At 67.5% G+C, this 19,264-nt stretch carries 18 protein-coding genes; 5 read left to right on the forward strand and 13 right to left on the reverse strand.

Translation table 11 applies throughout. The annotated features are described in order from the left end of the window. The 4 genes from ACKAE7_RS17170 to ACKAE7_RS17185 all read right to left on the reverse strand — a co-directional run. A partial coding sequence (locus ACKAE7_RS17170; protein WP_408979839.1) for a biotin carboxylase N-terminal domain-containing protein occupies positions 1-1,819 on the reverse strand: 1,819 nt, incomplete at its 3' end. Continuing rightward, positions 1,816-2,493, reverse strand: coding sequence for an urea amidolyase associated protein UAAP2 (locus tag ACKAE7_RS17175; RefSeq protein ID WP_191034946.1), 678 nt, complete (start codon positions 2,491-2,493; stop codon positions 1,816-1,818). The genes ACKAE7_RS17170 and ACKAE7_RS17175, both read right to left, overlap by 4 nt. Beyond that, positions 2,490-3,365: an urea amidolyase associated protein UAAP1 gene (locus tag ACKAE7_RS17180; RefSeq protein WP_408979840.1), complete on the reverse strand. Its 876-nt coding sequence runs from the start codon at positions 3,363-3,365 to the stop codon at positions 2,490-2,492. Before ACKAE7_RS17180 ends, ACKAE7_RS17175 begins: the two co-directional genes overlap by 4 nt. Before the next feature lie 52 nt (positions 3,366-3,417). Beyond that, a complete protein-coding gene (locus ACKAE7_RS17185; RefSeq protein WP_408979841.1) occupies positions 3,418-4,920 on the reverse strand; it encodes an amino acid permease in 1,503 nt (500 codons plus the stop codon). 234 nt (positions 4,921-5,154) lie between these two features. Here ACKAE7_RS17185 and ACKAE7_RS17190 point away from each other — a divergent pair, with 234 nt between their 5' ends. Then, the gene (locus ACKAE7_RS17190; protein WP_408979842.1) at positions 5,155-5,826 is read left to right on the forward strand and encodes a TetR/AcrR family transcriptional regulator; all 672 of its coding nucleotides are present in this window, start codon (positions 5,155-5,157) and stop codon (positions 5,824-5,826) included. A 75-nt stretch (positions 5,827-5,901) separates the two neighbouring features. After that, a complete protein-coding gene (locus tag ACKAE7_RS17195; RefSeq protein ID WP_408979843.1) occupies positions 5,902-6,738 on the forward strand; it encodes an alpha/beta fold hydrolase in 837 nt (278 codons plus the stop codon). A gap of 67 nt (positions 6,739-6,805) precedes the next feature. On the opposite strand, the gene ACKAE7_RS17200 is transcribed toward ACKAE7_RS17195, so the two are convergent. The 5 genes from ACKAE7_RS17200 to ACKAE7_RS17220 form a co-directional block, all read right to left on the reverse strand. Continuing rightward, positions 6,806-8,281 (reverse strand): MDR family MFS transporter, encoded by a 1,476-nt coding sequence (locus tag ACKAE7_RS17200; protein WP_408979844.1) that lies wholly within the window; start codon positions 8,279-8,281, stop codon positions 6,806-6,808. Positions 8,282-8,435: 154 nt separating this feature from the next. Further along, entirely contained in the window at positions 8,436-9,002 is a 567-nt protein-coding gene (locus ACKAE7_RS17205) for a type 1 glutamine amidotransferase domain-containing protein (RefSeq protein ID WP_366278001.1), read from the reverse strand. A gap of 137 nt (positions 9,003-9,139) precedes the next feature. After that, positions 9,140-10,081, reverse strand: a complete 942-nt coding sequence (locus tag ACKAE7_RS17210) for a sugar ABC transporter permease (protein ID WP_202884278.1) — start codon at positions 10,079-10,081, stop codon at positions 9,140-9,142. Next, positions 10,078-11,682, reverse strand: a complete 1,605-nt coding sequence (locus ACKAE7_RS17215) for an ABC transporter permease subunit (protein ID WP_408979845.1) — start codon at positions 11,680-11,682, stop codon at positions 10,078-10,080. Before ACKAE7_RS17215 ends, ACKAE7_RS17210 begins: the two co-directional genes overlap by 4 nt. Positions 11,683-11,690: 8 nt before the next feature. Next, the gene (locus tag ACKAE7_RS17220; protein WP_408979846.1) at positions 11,691-13,013 is read right to left on the reverse strand and encodes an extracellular solute-binding protein; all 1,323 of its coding nucleotides are present in this window, start codon (positions 13,011-13,013) and stop codon (positions 11,691-11,693) included. A gap of 217 nt (positions 13,014-13,230) precedes the next feature. On the opposite strand from ACKAE7_RS17220, the gene ACKAE7_RS17225 reads away from it, so the two are divergent. Continuing rightward, positions 13,231-14,991 carry an alpha-amylase family glycosyl hydrolase gene (locus ACKAE7_RS17225; RefSeq protein ID WP_408979847.1) on the forward strand — a complete coding sequence of 587 codons (1,761 nt, stop codon included), beginning with the start codon at positions 13,231-13,233 and terminating at the stop codon, positions 14,989-14,991. Beyond that, complete coding sequence (locus ACKAE7_RS17230) at positions 14,970-16,007, forward strand: LacI family DNA-binding transcriptional regulator (protein WP_408979848.1); 1,038 nt, start codon at positions 14,970-14,972, stop codon at positions 16,005-16,007. Before ACKAE7_RS17225 ends, ACKAE7_RS17230 begins: the two co-directional genes overlap by 22 nt. A gap of 45 nt (positions 16,008-16,052) precedes the next feature. Here ACKAE7_RS17230 and ACKAE7_RS17235 read toward each other — a convergent pair whose 3' ends face one another. Then, entirely contained in the window at positions 16,053-16,670 is a 618-nt protein-coding gene (locus tag ACKAE7_RS17235; RefSeq protein WP_190612832.1) for a TetR/AcrR family transcriptional regulator, read from the reverse strand. Positions 16,671-16,798: 128 nt separating this feature from the next. Here ACKAE7_RS17235 and ACKAE7_RS17240 point away from each other — a divergent pair, with 128 nt between their 5' ends. After that, entirely contained in the window at positions 16,799-17,065 is a 267-nt protein-coding gene (locus ACKAE7_RS17240; protein ID WP_190612831.1) for a hypothetical protein, read from the forward strand. Between the two features lie 10 nt (positions 17,066-17,075). Here ACKAE7_RS17240 and panC read toward each other — a convergent pair whose 3' ends face one another. The 3 genes from panC to ACKAE7_RS17255 all read right to left on the reverse strand — a co-directional run. Next, positions 17,076-17,993 carry a pantoate--beta-alanine ligase gene (gene panC, locus ACKAE7_RS17245; protein WP_408979849.1) on the reverse strand — a complete coding sequence of 306 codons (918 nt, stop codon included), beginning with the start codon at positions 17,991-17,993 and terminating at the stop codon, positions 17,076-17,078. Positions 17,994-17,995: 2 nt separating this feature from the next. Beyond that, entirely contained in the window at positions 17,996-18,889 is an 894-nt protein-coding gene (locus tag ACKAE7_RS17250; protein ID WP_408979850.1) for a Rossmann-like and DUF2520 domain-containing protein, read from the reverse strand. Then, positions 18,882-19,264: PH domain-containing protein (locus ACKAE7_RS17255; RefSeq protein WP_408979851.1), on the reverse strand; the 383-nt coding region annotated here is incomplete at its 5' end. The genes ACKAE7_RS17255 and ACKAE7_RS17250, both read right to left, overlap by 8 nt.

A 19,264-nucleotide genomic window follows, 5' to 3' on the forward strand; every position in this document is an offset into this window, starting at 1 on the left:
CGTCGCCGGCGCGCAGGACGCGCCCGGCATGGCCGCCGAACTGGCCCAGGGTGAAGGTGGAGGCGCTGCCCAGGTACTGCGGGATGTCCAGGCCGCCCTGGAACAGGATGTAGCCGCGAAGCCCGGCGCCGGAGGCTGTGCCGGCGTCGAGCGTTCCGCCTGCCGGGACGGTCACCGGCGTCCACGCGGGCACCTCTTTTCCGTCCACGGTGACCGTTACTTCCGCACCGGTGACGCAGACCGTGGTGGCGTGCGTGAAGGTCAGGGAGGGCCCGGTCATGGTGAACTCCAGGCCCGGGGCGCCTTCGGGGTTGCCCAGGGCGGTGTTGCCGAGCCTGAAGGACAGATCATCCATGGGCCCGCTCGGCGGCACGCCGATCTGCCACAGGCCGGTGCGGCCGGGCCAGTCCTGGACGCTGGTCTGGAGGCCGGGGCGGCCCACGGTGATGCGGGGTTCGGGGTCGCCCACGTTGTCCAGCGTGCTGGTGGCGTGCTGCACGCTGCGGACCACGTCCAGGCCGGTGGCCGCGCGGAGCATCCCCAGGTTGGTCTCGATCCCGTCGATCCGGGTGCCGGCGAGCGCGGCGGCCAGCCGGTCGAGGGCCTCGGCCCGGTTCGGGCCAGAGGTGATGATCTTGCCCAGGAGGGGATCGTAGTTGGTGGAAACTTCGGTGCCGGTTTCCGCCCAGGCATCCACGCGGACATTGGCGGAGGCGGGGTAGACGGCGTTGGTCACGGTGCCGGCGCTGGGCTGGAAGCCGCGGGCCGGGTCCTCGGCATAGACGCGCGCCTCAACGGCGTGGCCTGAAACGGGCAGGCTGTCCGGCCGGTCCGCCAGGACCGCTTCCGCTTCAGGGCCGCCCTGGGCCAGTCGGAGCATCCACTCCACCAGGTCCACGCCGGTGACCGCCTCGGTGACGGGGTGCTCCACCTGGAGGCGTGCGTTGACCTCAAGGAAGGACGCTTCGCGGCGGGCGGAATCGTAGACGAACTCCACGGTCCCGGCGGAACGGTAGTTAAGGGAGGCACACAGTGCGCGGGAGCTGCGGTGCAGTTCTTCACGCAGTCCGTCCGGCAGGTCCGGCGCGGGTGCCTCCTCGAGGACCTTCTGGTGGCGGCGCTGGAGTGAGCAGTCCCGGTCACCCAGGCTGACCACCCGGCCGGCGCCGTCGCCAAAGACCTGCACCTCGATGTGCCGGGCGTTTTCGACGTACCGCTCCGCGAACACACCGGCGGTGCCGAAGCTCGCCCCGGCCAGGCGGGCCACGCGCGGGAAGCTTTCCGCGAGTTCGGCCTCGTCGCGGCACACCGTCATGCCGATGCCCCCGCCGCCGCCCGTGGCTTTGAGCATGAGCGGGAACCCGATGGCGGAACCGGCAGCAACGGCGTCGTCAACGTCCGCCAGCAGGCCGGATCCGGCGATCATCGGCACTCCGGCGGCTTTGGCGGCATCGCGTGCCGTGTGCTTGGTGCCGAAGATGCGCAGCTGTTCGGCGGTGGGCCCTACGAACACCAGGCCGGCTGCCTCAACGGCTTCGGCAAACGCGGCGTCCTCGGAAAGGAATCCGTAGCCGGGGTGGATGGCACCGGCCCCGGTGGACCTGGCCGCATCAAGCAGGGCGTCCACGCGAAGGTAGGACTCCTTCGCCGGGGCGGGTCCCAGGAGCACGGCTTCGTCGGCCAGCCGGACGTGCTTGGCGCCCCTGTCCGCCTCGGAGAAGACGGCAACGGTCCGCAGTCCCAGCTTCCGGGCGGATTCGATGATGCGGCAGGCGATTTCGCCGCGGTTGGCAACTAAAAGGGTGTCGAAAGTACTCACAGTGCAGCCTCCGGCCGGGTGACGATCATGCGGACAGGGGTGGGGTTGAAGCCGTTGCACGGGTTGTTGATCTGCGGGCAGTTGGACACCAGGACCAGGGTGTCCACCTCCGCCCTGAGCGCCACGCGCTTCCCGGGAGCGGAAAGGCCGTCCACAATGCCCAGGGCGCCGTCCGGGTCCACGGGGACGTTCATGAACCAGTTGATGTTGGACACCAGGTCCCGCTTCCCGAGGCCCCAGCGTGAGCCCTCGATCAGGAAGTTCTCCACGCAGGCGTGCTGTTCCCGGGTGTGCTGGCCGTAGCGGAGGGTATTGGACTCCTGCGAGCAGGCGCCGCCGATGGTGTCGTGCACGCCCACCTCGTCTGCCACCACGGTCATGAGCGGCGCGCCGGTTTCCGCGCGCAGGACCGACCCCGTGGTGAGGACGATCGACTGCTGCCGGGCGATGGTGACGGCGGCCGAGTAGCGCACGGTGGTGTCCCCTGCTGCATAGAGCAGGCAGTCCACGGCCTGGTTGCCTTCGAGGTCCACGATGGTCAGCACGTCGCCGGCTGCCACGACGGCGGACCAGGGGCCGCGTGCCTCAACGTATTCGTCAAGGACCACGTCTCCGGGGGCGAGGGCTGTTTGGCGGGCATCAGCGGCAGGAGCGGCGGAGGTGGCGGTGTTCATCGGGCGTTCCTTGCGGTGAGATCGTGTTCGGTGTTCTGCAGTGCCTGCAGGTGTTCAGGGGGCAGGGCGCCAGTGAGGGTGCCCGCCGCAAGGGCTGCGAGGTCCTGCGGAGCGTGCCAGGCAGCGATGTCCACGGCGGTGCCGGTGAAGTCCGGGCGGGGGTCCAGCGGGTGCGCGGTGTTGGCCAGGACCAGGATTGCGTCCATCTGGAGCAGGAGTTCGACGACGGCTCCCGGGCCTGAGCTTCCGGTGAAGGCAATGCTGCCGGCAGGGTCCACGGTGGTGCCCTTGAAGAAGGACAACGACGGCGCCACGTCGGCGGGCCCCAGCCCGCTCTTGAGTGCGCCAAGGGTGAGCAGTTCGCGGGCCGCGGGGGATGCGCTGTGGGCGGTTCCGGCACCGTACCGGGCCGTGTTGCCTTCCAGGGTGGTGGCACCGGTCAGGGCGTCGTGCCGGGAGGAGGTGTCCGCCACGATGGTGGCCATCAGCCGCCCGGCGTCGGACAGGAGCGGGTGGCCCGTGCCCGGGTAGGCCTGCCAGGGGACCTTGACGGTGTCCGCCACGTTGAGCCGCTCGTGGAGGGCTCCGGCGCGGTAAAGAAGGGTGTGCACGCAGGCGTCACCGGAGGTGTCGGTGAGCCTGATCCGGGTGCCCCGGGCCAGGGACATGGTGGCGTAGCGGCCAAAGGCGAGGGATTCAGCCCAGGTGGGGGACGCGCCGTCGGGCAGTCCTTCCGTCAGGCGCGCCGGGGCCGTGGAAGCGGGCACGAAACGCATGGTCTCCACGGTCCGGCCGTGCTGCTCCCGGGCGTGGGCGCGGGCGCCTGCGGTGGTGGCGGTGCCGGTTGCCGGGCTTTCGGTTACTTGTGTCATGTCGATCCTGTGCTGGTTCTGGAGAAGGGCTGTTGAATTGTTCGGGACTGGCTCAGGCGTTGGCCGCGAGGTTCCGGCGCCGCACCCAGATGCCCAGGAGCAGGACCACGGTGACCATCAGCGGTGCCGAGTAGAGCAGGATCCCGTTTTCACCGGAGGGGTCGTAGACCTCGGGCCGCGGCCAGGCGAGGTTGACCACCATCACGGCACCGTAGAGGACGGCGAAGATGTTGACGGGGAGGCCCCAGCGGCCCAGGGAGAAGAGGCCGGCCGGAAGGGTCTGCCCCACCCGGTCCCAGTCGCCGCGAAGGCGGTTGATGAGCTGCGGCACGGTGACCAGGAGGTAGGCCAGGTAGACCATCACGATGCAGACGCTGCAGAGGGTGGTGAACAGTGCCGCGTTGCCCACGTTGATGGCGAGGACGCCCACGGCCAGGGCGCCGATGACGATCGACGGCCACATGGGGGTGCCGCGGGTGGGGTGGACCCTGGAGAGCAGGGCGGACGCGGGGAGCTTGCCGTCCCGTGCCATGGAGAACACCAGGCGCGAGCCGGCGGTCTGGATGGCCAGGGTGCAGACGAAGATGGCGATGGCAACATCGACCAGCAGGACCTTGCCCCAGAAGGTGCCGAGGACGGCGGTGAGGACGTAGGGCAGGCCCTCGGTGGCGAGCCGGCCGTCGTCGAGGCTCGGCGCCGCCATCAGGGCCGTGATGATCATGAGCGCCCCGCCGATACCCGAGATGAGCAGGGCGGAAAGGATTGTGCGCGGGGCGGTGCGGCGGGGGTCCTTGGTTTCTTCCGAAAGTTCGCCGGCGGAGTTGAAGCCCACCATCACGTAAGCGGCCATCAGGCCCGAAACCAGGAAGGCTCCCACCGCGCCGAGGTCGGATGTCTGAAGCACGGTGGTGTCCGCCACCACCTCCGGTCCGCGCTGGGCGGCGCTGATGAGGGCCAGGATCACGGCCACGACGCCGACGATCTCGCAGGTGACGCCAACCGAGTTCACGTGGGCCATGAGCTTGACGCCGAGCGAGTTGATGATGGTGGTGGCCACCAGGAGGACGGCTCCGAGGATCACTGCGTTGGCAGCGCCGGTGACGGTGTTCAAAGCAGGATCGCCGCCCACCACCTGGAAGCCGTCCCAGAGCTGGGGCAGTACCACCTGGAGGGCGATGGCGGCGGCTGCGGCCGTGACAACCTGGGCGATGGCCATGAACCAGCCTGCGAACCAGCCCACGCCTTCCCCGCCCACCCGGCGCGCCCACTGGTACACGGCTCCGGACAGCGGGTAGCGGGCAGCGAGCTCCGCGAAGTTCAGGGCCACCAGCAGCTGGCCAATGAGGACCACCGGCCACGTCCAGAAGAACGCGGGACCGGCAAACGAGTAGCCGAACGCGAAGAGCTGAAAAATGGTGGTCAGGATGGACACGAAGGAAAAGCCGGCCGCGAAGGAGGCATAGCGGCCGAGTTTGCGGTGGAGGGTGGGCTGGTAGCCAAGGGACGTCAGGTCCGCATCGTCCGCATGGACGGTGGGAAGAACGGTTGAGGTCATCAGATTCTCCGGGGGGCTGGATGCGTGGCGGGGGCCGCCGGTACCGCAGCACTCGGCCGAAAGCTGCGGAATACCGGTCACTTGATAGTTTTCCAGCGGGATGTCCCCGGGGAGTTTCACCTCTGTAAAAGGCGGATAGACATCTTGTTTCGGCAGTATTTCCGTTCCCTCACCGCGGATCCGGGCGCGGGACTGGGCGCCGCATCCGTGGCGAGGCAATGCAAGAATGATGCGGTGACTTCAGCCGGACCGGGACGACCTCGCAGCCAAGAACCCTCCAGGCCAGGGGCCACAGCACGGGACGAAATCCTGGACGCAGCCGCCGAGCTGTTCACCACGCAGGGGTTCGCCACCACGTCCACCCGGTCCATTGCGGATGCGGTGGGGGTCAGGCAGTCCTCGCTGTACCACCACTTCAAGACCAAGGACGACATCCTCGGGGACCTGCTGGAGGGCACCGTCCTGGCAGGGCTGGAGTTTGCGCGGGCGGTGGCTGCCCTGCCCCCAGCCGAAGGGGAGGCAGCCGGCCGGCTTCACGCCGTCGCGCTTTACGACGGAACGCAACTGTGCAGCGCCCGCTGGAACCTCGGAATCCTTTACCACCTGCCTGAGGCGCGCAGCGGCCGCTTTGCCCGGTTCCTGGCAGACCGGCAGGAACTGCGCAATCTGTACCGGGAGCTGGGCGCGGCCCTGTCCCCCGCCGGCACAGCGGCCAGCTGGCAGTCCAGCCCGGGAGACCTGGCGTTCCGCCTGGTGGAATCGCTGATCAATCTCCGGGCGGACGGCATGACAACCCCCGAATCGCCGCTGCAGGCTGCGGACGCGGGACTGATCCTGTGCGGGCTGGCCGCTGACCTGCCCGCCATCCGGGAACAGGGCGCGGCGCTCATCGCACGCCTCGGCTGACCGCCGCCGGCTGCGGCCGCTGTTTCCCGGCGCAGCGTGGTGCCTGCAATCAGGTTGCTCAGCTAGGCTCGGAACATGACGCGTGAGAACATCAGGACCCCCGACGGCGGCACGCTGGAGCTCTTCTCCACGGGTGCCGAACTCGCTTCCGCCGGTTCGGGCGTTGTTATTGTCCCGCCTTCCATGGTCACCGCTGCGGATTACACCAGGTTCGCGCAGAAGCTCAGCGCGGCGCTGGGCCGGCCGGTGCACACGTTCAACAGGCGCGGCCGCGGTTCGTCGTCGCCCCAGCCCGAGGATTACACGCTGGACGTGGACATCCGCGATCTGCAGACGGTCATGAAACATACATCCAGCACGGACGTGTTCGGCCACAGCTTCGGCGGTGCCGTTGCGCTGCACGCAGCCCGGACGCTGCCCGTTGAACGGCTGGCCGTGTACGATCCCGCCGTCTCCGTGAACCACAGCGTCAAGGCGGACTGGACGGCGGAGTACGAGCGTGCCGCCGCTGCCGGCGACGACGACCGCGCCCTGGCCGTGCTGCAGCGCGGTCTTGAGGCCGGCGGCGCGTTTTCGTCCCGCATGCCGCTCTCCATGCTGACCCTGGCCAACAAGCTGACCGCCGGCACCTCAGAGGGCAAGCAGCAGCGGGAGATGATGCGCACCGGCGTCCGCGAGATCAAGGCAATCATCGCCGCGGACATGCCGGCCGAGCCGTTCCTGGCGCTGCCGCTGGAGACACTGATTGTGGTGGGCGAGAAGAGCCCGGCGTACTTCGGTATTGCCTGCGGCCAGATCCACGACGTGCTCTCCGGCTCCAGCTACACCATCCTCCCCGGCTACGGCCACGACGGCGTCATCAAGGCCCCGGACAAGCTGATCAAGGAACTGGCTTACTTCTACGCCGGCTAGCCCCATCTAAGTAGCAGCAGATGTCGTTTTGACGGCTCATTCCGACATCTGCTGCTACCCAGTCGGGCTAGTGGGCCGCGTGGGCCGGGACGGCACCTTGGGTCTTGCGCATCATCGCGGAGAGCACGACGGCGGCAAGGGAGATTACGGTAGCCGTCAGGAACGCTGCGCTCATCCCCGCGACGAGTCCCGACGCCGCGGACACCACAGCGAAGATGGACACCAGCAGCGCGGTGCCGGCCGCGCCGGCCACCTGCTGGGCGGTGCTCATGATGGCCGAACCGTGGGAGTAAAGGTGCGGCGGCAACGGGTTCAGGCCGGTGGTGAACGCCGGAGTGAACAGCAGCGCCAGGCCGAAACTCAGCCCTACGTGCAGGGTGACGATCCATGCCACGGACGTGCCGGCGTCGAGCATTGAAAACTGCCAGAGGGACAGCACCATCAGGATGGACCCGGAGACGGTGAGCGGCAGCGGCCCTACCTTGTCGAACAGCCGGCCGATGACCGGACCCAGCAGGCCCATGGCCAGGCCGCCCGGGAGCAGCGCGAGGCCGGTTTCGAGGGAGCCCAGGCCGCGGACCTCCTGCAGGTAGAGCGGGAGCAGGATAACGCCGCCGAACAGCGCCATCATGGCCACCACCATCAGCAGCACGGAGACCGTGAACATCCGGAAGTTGAAGGCGCGCAGGTCCAGCAGCGGAGCTTCAGCCTTCTGCAGCCGCACCTGCCGGAGGACGAAGACCGCCAGGCTGGCCACGCCGATCACCAGTGCCGCGATGGCCGTGGTTCCGGGGCCGGCCTGGCCGCCGTGGCCGCCGCCGATCTGGCTGAGGCCGTAGACCAGTCCGCCGAAGGCCGGGACGGTGAGGATGACCGAGGGGAAGTCGAGCCTGGTTTTCTCCGCCTGGCCGATGTTGGTCAGGTACTTGGCGCCGATCGCCAGGGCCGCAAGGGCGACCGGAAGGACGAACACGAACATGAAGCGCCAGGTGAAGTGCTCAAGGATCAGCCCGGAGACGGTGGGCCCCATGGCGGGTGCGACGGAGATGGCGATGCTGACGTTGCCCATCACGGCGCCGCGCCTGGCCAGCGGGACCAGGGTGAGGATGGTGGTCATCAGCAGCGGCAGCATGATCGCGGTGCCGCCCGCCTGGATGATGCGGGCCAGCAGGAGCAGCTCGAACCCGGGAGCCACGGCGGCAAGGGCCGTTCCGCCGGCGAAAAGGCCCATGGCCAGCATAAAGACGGCCCGGGTGGACAGGCTCTGCAGGATGAATCCGGTGGTCGGGATGACCACGGCCATGGTGAGCATGAAGCCGGTGGAAAGCCACTGGACGGTGGGCGCGTCCACCTGCAGGTCCACCATGAGCCGCTGCAGGGCAACGTTCATGATGGTCTCGTTGAGGATCACCACGAACGTTGCCACCAGCAGCGTGCTGATGATAGTCACCGATTCGCGGGACATCTTCTCCGGCGCGGCGGGCCTGGTTCCTTCAGTGTTGACGGACTGGCCGCTGGCGTTCGGCGAGACTTCGGTAGACATGGGTGTTCCCTCAGGGCGTGATGTGAGTGATGCGCGGAGATGGCCGCTGCAGATGCCAACACTCTACCGGTTGGACTAATTCCCGGAACCGGAACATTTCCCAAACCCTGAGGGAACACATGGGGGCTGCGCTGCGGGGCAGCCCCCGGCGGTTCTAGGCCGTCTGGCCGGCGTGCCGGCCTTCCGAGATTTCCTCCACCAGCTTGCTGTTGAAAGCGGGGAGGTCGTCCGGGGTGCGGCTGGTCACCAGTCCCTGGTCCACCACCACTTCCTCGTCAGTCCAGTTGGCGCCCGCATTCTTCAGGTCGGTCTGCAGGGTGTGGTAGGACGTGACGTTCCTTCCGGCCAGCACACCGGCTTCGATGAGGAGCCAGGGTCCGTGGCAGATGGAGGCCACCGGCTTGTGCTGCTCGAAGAAGCTCCGGGTGAAGCTCTGGGCGTCCTTGTCCACGCGGAGATGGTCCGCGTTGACGACGCCGCCGGGAAGGACCAGGGCGTCGTAGTCGGAGGCATTCGACTCTGCGACGGTGCGGTCGACGTCGAACGTGTCGCCTTTTTCCGTGCCGTTATAACCCTGCAGCTTGCCGCTCGTGGGTGCCACCAGGGTGGGCTGGCCGCCGGCGTCCTTCACTGCCTGCCAGGGACTGGTGAGCTCAACCTGCTCCACGCCGTCCGTCAGCAGGAATGCGACCTTCTTGCCTGCGATGCTGTGTTCTGACATTTTTTCCTCCTGGCCTGAGCGGGGGCCGGCACCTGGTAAAAGGCGCCGGCCGCCGCTCGAAAGTTTGCTTGCCGGACAGCTTCCAGCCTAGGAAGAAGAAAAGTCATAAGCAAGCTGACTATTCCGGGTGCCCTTCCCTACTTGACGGAGCCGGCCGTCAGCCCGCCCACAATGAACTTCTGCAGGTAGAGGAACAGGATGAGCACCGGCAGCGCGATCATCACCGAGCCGGCAGCGAAGACGCCCAGGTTGTTGCTGCGGTCCCCTGCGATGATGCCGAACATGCCCACCGCCAGCGTCTTGACGCCGTTGTCCGTCAGGAAGATGCTCGCCAGGATGTACTCGCCAATAACGGCCACGAACGCCAGCAGTCCGGTCACGGCCAGCACGGGAGTGATCAGCGGAAGGATCACACTGGTGAACGTCCGGAAGTGTCCCGCCCCGTCAATCCGCGCCGCCTCGTCGAGCTCATGCGGAATGGAATCGAAGAACCCCTTGATCAGCCAGACCTGGCCCAGTGCCCCGCCCATCAGCACCAGCGCGTAACCCGCCAGCGTGTTCAGCCCGATGGCCGGCACCACCTCGCCGAACTTCGCGATCATGAGGAACAGGGCCACGATGGCCAGGAACTGCGGGAACATCTGGACCAGGAGCAGCGCCAGCAGCCCGCCGCGGCGCCCGTAGAAGCGGAAGCGGGAAAACGCGTAGGCCGCAAGCGTGCTCAGGAGGACCTGCGCCACGGAAACCACAGTGCACAGGACCAGGGTGTTCAGGTACCAGGTTCCGTACGGGCCCTTGGAACCGCCCAGCAGCGTCTCGAAATTGACCAGGCTGAACGTGGTGGGAATCAGTTCCGTGGTGGCCACGCTTCCCAGCGGATTGAATGCCGCGGAAATGATGTAGAGCACGGGGAAACCCGCGAAGGCGACGCCCGCCAGGCCCACCATGTGCCGCCAGCCCACTTCCCGCCACCACCGCCTGCCGCGGGGCAGCTCAAGCCCGTCCTTGCGGACCAGCATGTTCGTCCGGCGGGACGGCGCGCCTTTTTCTGCCGGAGCTTCCGTGAGCAGATTGGTCATCGCACATCCTCCAAGGCTTTGGTGTAGCGGAACTGGATGCCTGCAAGCACTGCCGTGACAATGAACAGGACTACGGAAATTGCCGAGGCGAAACCGAACTCGGCGCCTGCACCGCCGAACGCTATGCGGTAGGCGCCGCTGATCAGGATGTCCGTGGCGCCGATCTGTCCGCCGCTGGCGGGGAAGGGGCCGCCGCCGGTGACCAGCTGGATGACGTTGAAGTTGTTGAAATTGAACGCGAACGAGGACACCAGCAGCGGCGCAACGGCCACCAGCAGCAGCGGGAACTGCACCTTGGTGAAGGTTGTCCAGGAGCTGGCACCGTCGATTTTCGCGGCCTCCGCAATATCCTGCGGCAGCGCCTGCAGCGCACCTGTGGCAATCAGGAACATGTAGGGGAAGCCCACCCAAAGATTGGTCAGCAGCACGGCCACCTTGGCAAGGAAAGGGTCGCCCAGCCAGTCGATCTTGGCTCCGCCGAGCATCGAATTGATGAGCCCGAAGTCCTTGTTGTAGAAGCTCTGCCACACGATGAAGGAGATGAACACCGGGATGGCGTACGGAACGATGATGACGGCCCGGTAGAGCTTGAGTCCGCGGATGCGTGGGTCATTGAGGGCGCTGGCGAGGAGGAGTCCGACGACGAAGGTGGTGGCCACCGAGCCGACTGCGAAGACGAGCGTCCACACGAAGGATCCCAGGAGGGCGTCACGGACCTGGGGGTCGGTAAAGAGCCGGACGTAGTTGGCGAAGCCGACGTTCTTTTCCCAGCTCTGGTCGAATCCCTTGCTGCCGTTGGCATCGGCAAAGTATTCCCGGTCTCCGAACTGCTGGACGGTGAAGACTTTCCCGGACACCGAATCGGTGATGCTGTCCGTTCCGGCGTCGTAGGTCAGTGTCTGGACGCCCTCAAAGGCGCGGTTGATGCCCTGGGCGCGGATGGCCCCCTTGTCCGTGGGAACAGTCAGTCCGCTGATCTTCGCCCCGGCGGCGTTGACTTCCTTGCCGGTGAGGATCTGGTAGCCGTCCGCAGCGCGGACGTAGCCGCCGTCGACCGTCACGTCCTCCCCGGCAAGGGGGCGCAGGCCCTGCCCGTCACCGGCAAAAACATCGTTCGACGGCGTTTCCACCAGGAAGAACGTGAAGGGGCCATCGGCGGCAGACCCTTCGGTGCCCACCGTGAGGTTGAAGGTCCTGGATTCGGGCAGTTGGGTCACGGAGTTGCGGACGATGGTGGATATCGCATCCTCCTTGGACCCGCGGGTTCCGTCGCCTGAGTTGGTGAAGGAAAGCTGCACGGTGGAAAGAATCGGCAGGAGGACGAAGACCGTGAGGAGCAGGGTGCCCGGCAGCAGGTACTTCAGCGGCACCAGGCGGCTGGTGGAATAGACGGCCAGGAGCCCGGCCGCACCGAGCCACAGTCCGATGAGCATGGCCCACTCGCCGCCGGCAATCAGCAGCGGCGTCAGGGAGACGGCAGCCCCCAGCACGGCGCCGAGCCCAAGGATCTTGGCCAGCAGCGCGGGGACCGACGCGGTGGAGCCCAGCGAAAGTCCGGGCCCCACCGCCTTCCCCGAGGAATTCTTGATTCGGGTGGTCATCGCCGGTGTTACTTCAGCGCACCGGCGATTGTCTGGCCGGCCTGCTCCATGGTGGCCGCCGGGTCTGCGCCACCGGCAATGGCAGCTTCTGCCTGGCCCAGCGGGGCCCACACGGCAGCCATCTGGGGCAGCGAAGGCATGGGGATGCCTGCAGCCGCGGCATCGGCGGCGATCTTGGTGTCCGGATCGGTCTGTGCCACTTCCTCCACCAGGGATGCGATCGCCGGCGGGATGCGGACTGCCTCGTACAGCGCGCGCTGGGTTTCCTTCTGCGATGCGGCCGTCTGGACGAAGGTTTCGGCGAAGGACTTGTTCTTGCCCTTGGACGCGACGTAGAACGACTGCACGCCGGTGAAGGGCTGGGCGGGCTGCATGCCGGCGAAGCCCGGAACGGCGCTCAGGCCGTAGTCAATCCCGGCTTTCTTCACGTCGCCAAGAGCCCAGGGGCCGTTCACCATGAAGGCTGTCTTGCCCTGGTTGAACAGCGCAATGGAGTTGTCGGCGCTGACGGAGCTGCTGAGGACCTTGGAGCCCTTTTCACCCAGCTCAGCGATCTTTTGCGCAGCTGCGATGGAGCCTTCCTTGCCAACCCCGAGGTCAGCGGTGTCGAAGCTGCCATCGGCCTTCTTGCCGAAGAGGTAGCCGCCGGCTGAGGAGTAGAGGGGCTGCATGAAGTAGGCGTCACCCTTGGGGCCCACCTGCAGGTTCAGCGCCCGTTCTGCGGTTCCGGCGGCAACAGCGGCATTGCCGGCGGTGAGCAGCTCCTCGAAGGAAGCGGGCGCCTCGGGCGCAAGCGCCTTGTTGCGGATGAGAACCAGGGATTCCACGGAAGCGGGCATGCCGTAGGTCTGGCCGTTGTAGGTGACGGCGTCCGTGGCCACAGGCAGGAGGTCGGCCTTCTGCTCGGCGGTGATCTGGACGGGATCGATGGCGCCGTTCTGGACCAGGTTCCCGATCCAGTCGTGCGCACCCATGACAATGTCCGGGCCGTTGCCTGAGGCGTTGGCCGTGACGAAGTTGGTCTGCAGCTCGGTGGCAACGGTCTGGACTTCCACCGTGATGCCGTTCTCTTCGCCGAACTTGTCGGCGATGGGCTGCAGTGCCTGGACCACGGGGCCGTTGGCCCAGATGACGAGATCGGCGTCCCCGCGTGCGGGTGCCTCGCCGGTGGGGGCAGCCGCCGCACTTTCGGAGGCAGCGCCTGATGCGCCGCCTGCCGGGGCCTGCCCGCCGGAGCAGCCTGAGGCGAGAAGCATCAGGGAGACGGCGGCCGCCGTCGTGAGTGAAAGCCTGGCCTTGCGGACCAAGGGCCTGGTAAGAGCTGTGCGCACCGATGCGCCTCCTTCATGAATTGGGCAAATGCCCGGTGTAAGAAATGCCCGCCCTGGGAGATATCGGCTGTCAGGTGCCAACCCCGGCGGTGAGACAAGTCACAACTGTAAGCGATTCCATTGAGAACGTCCACACGATCCGCAAATTAAAGCTTTCCTTGCGAATACTGGATGGAAGCTGTTCCATTTTTGGCGCAAATACCGCTAGCATAACCGGATGACCAACACACTCATGCTCGACGAGTCCGACGTCTCCGCCCTCCAACTGGTGCCGGTCCACCCCGCCGACCACGGCACTGAATGGTGGCGGTCCTCGGTGATCTACCAGATCTATCCCCGTTCCTTCCGGGACCTCAACGGCGACGGCCAGGGCGACCTGCCCGGCATTACGGCCGAGCTGCACCAGCTGGCGGCCCTGGACGTCGACGCCGTCTGGCTCTCACCGTTCTACGTCTCGCCACAGCGGGACGGCGGGTACGACGTCGCCGATTACTGCGACGTCGATCCCGTGTTCGGCACCCTGGGCGACTTCGACGCGCTGGTGGCCCGGGCAGATTCGCTGGGCATCCGGGTGATCATCGATCTGGTGCCGAACCACTGCTCCTCGGACCACGCCCTGTTCCAGGCCGCACTCAAGGCAGGGCCGGGAAGCCCCGAACGGGAGATGTTCATCTTCCGGGACGGCCGCGGGGAATCCGGGGAGCTCCCGCCCAACAACTGGCAGTCACACTTCGGCGGCCCGGCCTGGACCCGCATTACCGAGCCCTCAGGCGAGCCCGGCCAGTGGTACGTCCACCTTTTCGATTCCTCGCAGCCGGATTTCAACTGGGACAACCCTGCCGTGCACGCCGAGTTCGAACGCGTCCTCCGCTTCTGGCTCCAGCGTGGTGTTGCCGGCTTCCGGGTGGACGTGGCCCACGCCCTGGTCAAGGCCGCTGGACTGCCGGACTGGCACGGCCGGCCCGACGGCATCAGCACCGATGACTTCCCCGGCCATCTTGCGCCGATGTTCGGGCAGCCCGAAATCCATGACATCTACCGCAGGTGGCGCGAGGTCCTGGCCGAGTTCGACGGCGACCGCATCCTTTGTGCCGAGGCGAGCATCGATCCCCTGTCCCGGCTGACCAACTGGGTCCTGCCGGACCAGATGCACCAGGCGTTCAACTTCGCGTACCTGGGCACCCCATGGGACCCTGCCCGGTTGCGCGCAGTCATCGAAAGTTCGCTGCGGATGTTCGATTCGGTCGGGGCCCCCACCACCTGGGTCCTTTCAAACCACGACGTCGTCCGGCACGCGACGCGCTTCGGCATCGTGGAACCCGCGGCCCGCCCCGGCGACGGCCTGGGTGCCGAGGATGTCCAGCCAGACGCGGAGTTGGGCCTGCAACGTGCCGCCGCAGCCTCGATGCTCATGCTCGCCCTGCCGGGCGGCGTGTACCTGTACCAGGGCGAAGAACTGGGCCTCCCCGATCACACCACCATGGACCACACGTTCCGCCAGGACCCCTCGTTCCAGCGCACCGCGGGAGAACGCATCGGCCGTGACGGCTGCCGGGTGCCCCTGCCCTGGGAGGCGGCAGCACCTGCTTTCGGCTTCAACAGCACCGGCGAGTCCTGGCTGCCGCAGCCGGAGGAATGGGCAACGCTGTCCAGGGACGTGCAGGACCGGGACGGGTCCTCTGTCCTGTCCCTGTATCGCCGGGCGCTGGGGCTTCGCCGCGCCATGAAGCTCGGAGCCGGCTCCCTGGACTGGCTTGAAGGGTCCTCCGCCTCGGACTGCGTGACGTTCGTAAACAACGGAGTCCTGGTGATGATGAACATGGGTGACGAGCCGGTTGGCCTGCCTGGCCTGGAGATCCTGCTCAGCACGGACGGGGACGCAGCCGCCCAGCGTAAACTGGGACCTGCGCAGTGCATCTGGCTGCGCATGGGGCCAAGCGGAACATCAGAGGGTCAGTGGCAGGAATCAGGGATGTAGCTCGTTTGGCGGGTGTTTCGCAGGCGACGGCGTCGCGGGCTCTGAGCGGTAAGGGCAGTGTTTCGGCCAGGGCCAGGGAGGCCGTGGCCGCCGCGGCCAGCGAACTCGGCTTTGTCATGTCCTACCACGCCTCCAGCCTGGCGAGCGGGCGCAGCCACAACATCGGGGTGGTCCTCCCCTTCGTCAACAGGTGGTACTTCGCCACGCTGCTCGAGGGCGCCAATTCCGCGCTGATGGACGCCGGCTACGACCTCACCCTGTACGACTTCCAGGGCGACCGGTACCGGGAATCGGTACTGGGGGACTTCCTCCTGCGCAAGCGGCTCGACGGCGTCCTGGCCGTCTCGCTCCAGCTCAACGCGCACGAGACCGAACAGATCCTCGCGGCCGGGATTCCGGTGGTCGGTGTGGGCGGCCCGCTGCCGGGGATCCCCACGCTCCGGATTGACGATGTGGAGGTGGGCCGGCGCGCCACCAACCACCTGATCAGCCTGGGGCATTCACGCGTGGCGCACCTCGGCGGCGAGCACGAATACGGCAGGAACTTCGAGATCTCCAGCGGCCGCCGTGCGGGGTACGAGGAAGCGATGGCGGCGGCAGGCCTGCCGCTGCGCGAGGCGTGGTCCCTCATTTCCGACTACTCGGCGAACGATGCGTACAAGGAGACAAAGCAGCTGCTGGCGGATGCCGAGGAGCGGCCCACCGCCATCTTCTGCGCGTCCGACGAGATGGCCTTTGGCGCAATGCTGGCAGCCCGCGACCTCGGGTTGCGGATCCCCGAGGAGCTGTCCGTCATTGGGGTGGACGGCCACGAAATGGGCGAAATCCTGGGACTGACCACCATCGACCAGTTTCCGCGGAGCCAGGGTACGCGGGCGGTGGAACGCCTGCTGGCGCTGGTGCAGGACGACGGCCAGGCCGCGGCTGGGCCGGCGGATGAGCTGATGGAGACCCGGCTGCTGGTCCGCTCCAGCACCTCCGCACCCCGCATCCCCGCCGGGCAACCCGGCGCCTGACAGCGGTTGGCCCCGAACAACGGTTGGCTTGAAAACACTGGGCAGTCAGCCGCTGTGGTGTCCGATCAGCCAGACCGCCATCTGCCGGGCACGGTCGGCGGCCAGCGTGTCACCCTCCACGGCCTGGATGACCGAGCCCTTCATCAGGATCAGCAGCGAGCGGGCAAATTCTTCGGGGCGCACCAGCCCGGCCTCTTCCGCCACGGCCCGGACGTGGCCGCGGATTTTTGCCAGGTAATCGATGCTGGCCTGCCCCAGCGGATGGGCCGGGCCCATCTCCAGCATGACCCTCACAAACGAACAGGCCTCGAAGTCCTCCCGCCGGAACCAGTCCCCGAAGACGTCGAAGATGGCCAGCAGCTGCTCCTGGGGAGTGCTGCCCCGGCGCCGCGCCTCGGAGAGGATCCCGTCCATGGTCCACTGCTTGTCCCGCTGCTCCAGGAATGCGAACACCAGGGAATCCTTGGACGGAAAATGCCGGTAGAAGGTGGCTTTGGCGACCCCGGACCGCTCAATGAGCTCGTTGACGCCAACGTCCCGCACGCCGCGCGTGGAAAACAGCTCGTAGGCAACAGCCAGGATCCTGTCCACCGAATGGGCAGGACCGGATTCCGCCACCGCGGCAGCTTCGGGGAACGCCGGGACTTTAGCCTCTGGATTCATCGCAAAATCAGTCTACTCCGGGGGAAGACAGACCGGTCTTCCCACCTGTAATGTTTCCCGTAGCGCAGTGCTTCGACGCCGTGGAGGCCCCCAGCCGGGCCCTCTCGGACTGGTGCAAGGAGGCCCCGATGTCAGCAGAGCGGATGTTCCAGAGCGTTCCCTCAGACCCTGATCCCTGGATGGCCGAAGACACCCCGTCCGAGATCCGGGAGTTCGCCATTGAGTCCCTCCGGTGGCAGGCCCAGGAAATCATCGATGAAGTTCTCTGCAGCCGCGAACCCGGTGAGGAGCTCGCCAGGGCACGCCTGCGCCGCTGCGTCGCCAAGCACCCCGGCAGGCCGGAGCGCGCGCTGCTCGAACAACTGATGATCAACCGGGAAGAGCCCTGCATCTAGCGGCCTGGCGTCAGGAACGCAGCGGTGCGTTGTCGATCAGCCGCACCGGCCCCACTTTGGCGGCGATGAGCGCCAGGGCTTCACCGCTGAACGGCGTCTGCCGGCAGTTCTCCGCGAGCGGCTCCAGGGTCTCCGGGTCCACCACCTCGAAGTAATCCAGCCCCACCAGCGGCTGGGACTCCACCAGGGCACGGGCTGAGTCAAGGTCCAGCGGCTGCCGGGCGTTCGCGCGTTCCTCCAGCAGCCGGAGGGCCCGCGACAGCACCAGGGCCGCCTCCCGCTCTTCGTCCGACAGAAAACGGTTGCGGCTGGACAGTGCCAGCCCGTCGACGGCACGCACCGTGGACACCCCCACGATCTCCACCGGGAAGTTGAGGTCCGCCACCATGCGCCGGACAAGGGCCAGCTGCTGCGCGTCCTTCTGGCCGAAGTACGCCCGGTAGGTTGGCAGGCCTCCCGGTGCCGGCCCGGCGGCGGGCAGGCCCGCGGCGGGCAACCCGTAGTGGAGCAGCTTGGCCACCACCGTCAGGGCGCCGTCAAAATGGCCCGGCCGGGAGGCGCCCTCCCATTTTTCCCCAAGCCGGCCCGAGGTGATGCGCACCAGCGGTTCGCCGCCGGGATAGACCTCCTCTACCGGCGGCGCGAAGACCAGGTCCACGCCCTGGTCTTCCAGCAGTGCAAGGTCGGCGTCCAGCGTGCGCGGGTAGCGGTCCAGGTCCACGGCGTCGCCGAACTGCAGCGGGTTGACGAAGATGGTGGCCACCACAACGTCGTTCTGTTCGACGGCGGCACGCGCCAGGGCAGCATGGCCCTCGTGGAGCGCACCCATGGTGGGCACAAGCCCCTGGGATCTGCCCTGCCCGGAGCCCAGCAGCCGCGCGCCTTCGGAGCGAAGCTCAGCCACCGTGGTGGCAAGTTTGATGGGCATCGTCAGTCCTCCTTGGGATCGAGGGCCTGGCGCAGCCCCTCCAGCTGGTCCGGCTTCAGCAGTCCGCGCCCCTCTGCCCGCAGGGCGGTGGCGCGTGCCATGGCAAGGTAGGCGGCCAGCACATCGCCGTGTCCGCCGCCGTCGAACTCCCGCAGCGCCTCGGCGTGCGCCGCGACCGTGCCAACGTCACCGCGCGCCACCGGACCGGTCAGGGCGGACTCCCCTGCGGCCAGCGCGTTCTCCAGCGTGGCCCGCAGGAGCGGGCCCAGCATGCGTTCCGGCAGCTCCACTCCCACCGAGCGCAGCAGCTCGGACGCCTGCGCAACGAGGGTGACCAGGTGGTTGGAACCGTGCGCCAGGGCTGCGTGGTACAGCGTCCGGTCCGCCTCGGCAATGGCCACCGGTTCGGCGCCCATCTCCACCACCAGTGCCTGCGCGATGGGAAGCATGGCGGCATCGGCCGTGACGCCGAAGGTGCAGTCCAGCAGCCGGGTGAGGTCCAGGCTCATCCCCGTGAACGTCATGGCGGGGTGCAGCGCCAGCGGGACGGCTCCGGCGGCCCTGACCGGGTGCAGGACGCCCACGCCAAACCGGCCGGAGGTGTGCGCAACCAGCTGGCCCGGCTGCCATGCGCCCAGCTTCGCGAGCCCGTCCACCAGGCCCGGGAGGGCGTCGTCCGGGACGGCCAGCAGGACCAGCTCCGCCCGCTCAACGATCTCCTGCACTTCCAGGACCGGCACGCCGGGGAGTAACGTTTCTGCGCGCTCACGGCTCGCCTCGGACACCGCCGAAACACCGACGACGGCATGTTCCGCGGCGCGCAGGGCGGCGCCAAGGACCGCCCCCACCTTGCCCGCGCCGATGATTCCAACGCCGAGGCGTCCCGGCTTAGCCATGCTGCCCGCCTTCCTGTTGCTGTGGGGTGGGGGTTTCCAAGGGGGTTGGGACTTCCAGGGGCCCGGCCACTGGTCCAGTGCCGGCCACCGCGTCACCAGGCACCACCTGCCGGAGCCATTGTTCGGTTGTTTGCCGCTTCCTGGCCAGCCGGGCGCGCGCAGACTGTTCGTCGAACAAGGACAGGGCCACCTCGGTAGTGGCCTGGGCCAGCCGCGGCACCACGGGTCCGGGGGTGGTGTGGAGCACCAGGTCGGCGACGCGGAACCGGCGTGCCAGCGGACCCTGGTGCAGGGCGATGGACTGCGTGCGCTGGTGGCGGCAGCTTGTGGTGGTTCCGCACCAGCGCACGCAGTCCATCGCCCTGCACCAGGGTC

Source organism: Pseudarthrobacter sp. NKDBFgelt, assembly GCF_046097905.1.
Classification (GTDB): domain Bacteria; phylum Actinomycetota; class Actinomycetes; order Actinomycetales; family Micrococcaceae; genus Arthrobacter; species Arthrobacter polychromogenes.